The 1212-nt window shown below is 44.2% G+C and carries 2 protein-coding genes; both read right to left on the bottom strand.

Features of this window, described 5'->3' with window-relative positions:
- On the bottom strand, positions 1-652 hold a 652-nt coding region (gene pcaD, locus AC1M9D_RS13990; protein WP_481612435.1), incomplete at its 3' end, for a 3-oxoadipate enol-lactonase.
- Between the two features lie 48 nt (positions 653-700).
- The coding region (locus AC1M9D_RS13985) for a thiolase family protein (RefSeq protein ID WP_481612434.1) at positions 701-1212 on the bottom strand (512 nt) is incomplete at its 5' end.

Here is a 1212-nt window from a genome sequence, read left to right as displayed (position 1 = left end):
CCACAGTGGTCACAGGGTCTTGTTGACCTGTAATAATCAATACAGGAATCGAAATCTGTTTGAGTTGTTCACGCACATCCGCCTTAGCCAAAGCTTCACAGCAGCTTGCATAACCTTCAGGGCTGCCAGCTCCTAAGTCGTTTGAAAGTTTTTCAATCACTGCTGGGTTGCTTTGGATAAAGGGATCTGTAAACCAACGACCTGCAGCCGTTGATGCAATCGGTGCTAAACCTTGTTCACGAACCAATACGGCACGATCATTCCAAGCATTTTCATTGCCAATTTTAGCGGCGGTATTACACACAATCACATGACTAAAGCGTTGAGGATGATTGATCGCTAACCATTGGCCTGTCAAACCACCCATCGAAATACCACAGAATGCAGCTTTTTCAACATTCAAATGGTCGAGTAAATTCACCACATCTTGACCAAGTTGATCAATGGTATATGGACCTTGAGGCGCGTCCGATGCACCATGACCACGTGTGTCATAACAAATCACATAATGAGAAGCTTTAAAAAACTCAATTTGTGATTGCCACATGCTGAAATTTGTCCCTAAAGAGTTAGAGAAAACAAGAGCAGGCTTGCTTGAATCACCAAAAGTTTGATAATTGATTTGCGCATCATTTGAAGAAAAAGTAGGCATAGAATCCCTCCCGACCTCCCTTGAGAAAAGGGAGGGGGTTTTTAATAGTTAAACACGTTCGATAATTAAAGCGATGCCTTGACCCACACCGATACACATAGAGCACAATGCATATTTGCCACCAGTTGCTTCAAGTTGATTCAGTGCAGTCGTCACCAAACGCGCACCTGATGCACCCAATGGATGACCTAATGCAATTGCACCACCATTTGGGTTTACACGTGCATCATCATCGGCTAAACCTAGGTCACGTGTACACGCCAATGCTTGTGCTGCAAACGCTTCGTTCAGCTCAATCACATCCATTTGCTCTAGTGTTAAACCGGTTTGTGCTAACAGTTTTTTAATCGCAGGTGCAGGACCAAAGCCCATAATGCGAGGTTCAACCCCAACGGTGGTTGCACCAATCACTTTGGCACGAGGTTTTAAACCATATTTATCTACAGCTGCATCAGACGCAATCAGAATCGCAGCAGCACCATCGTTAATGCCTGATGCATTACCTGCGGTTACTGTACCGTCTGCTTTTACAACAGGTTTTAACTTAGTTAACGCTTCTA

It is taken from the genome of Acinetobacter sp. ANC_7682 (assembly GCF_056779795.1).
This window is presented reverse-complemented; position numbering and strand designations above follow the sequence as displayed.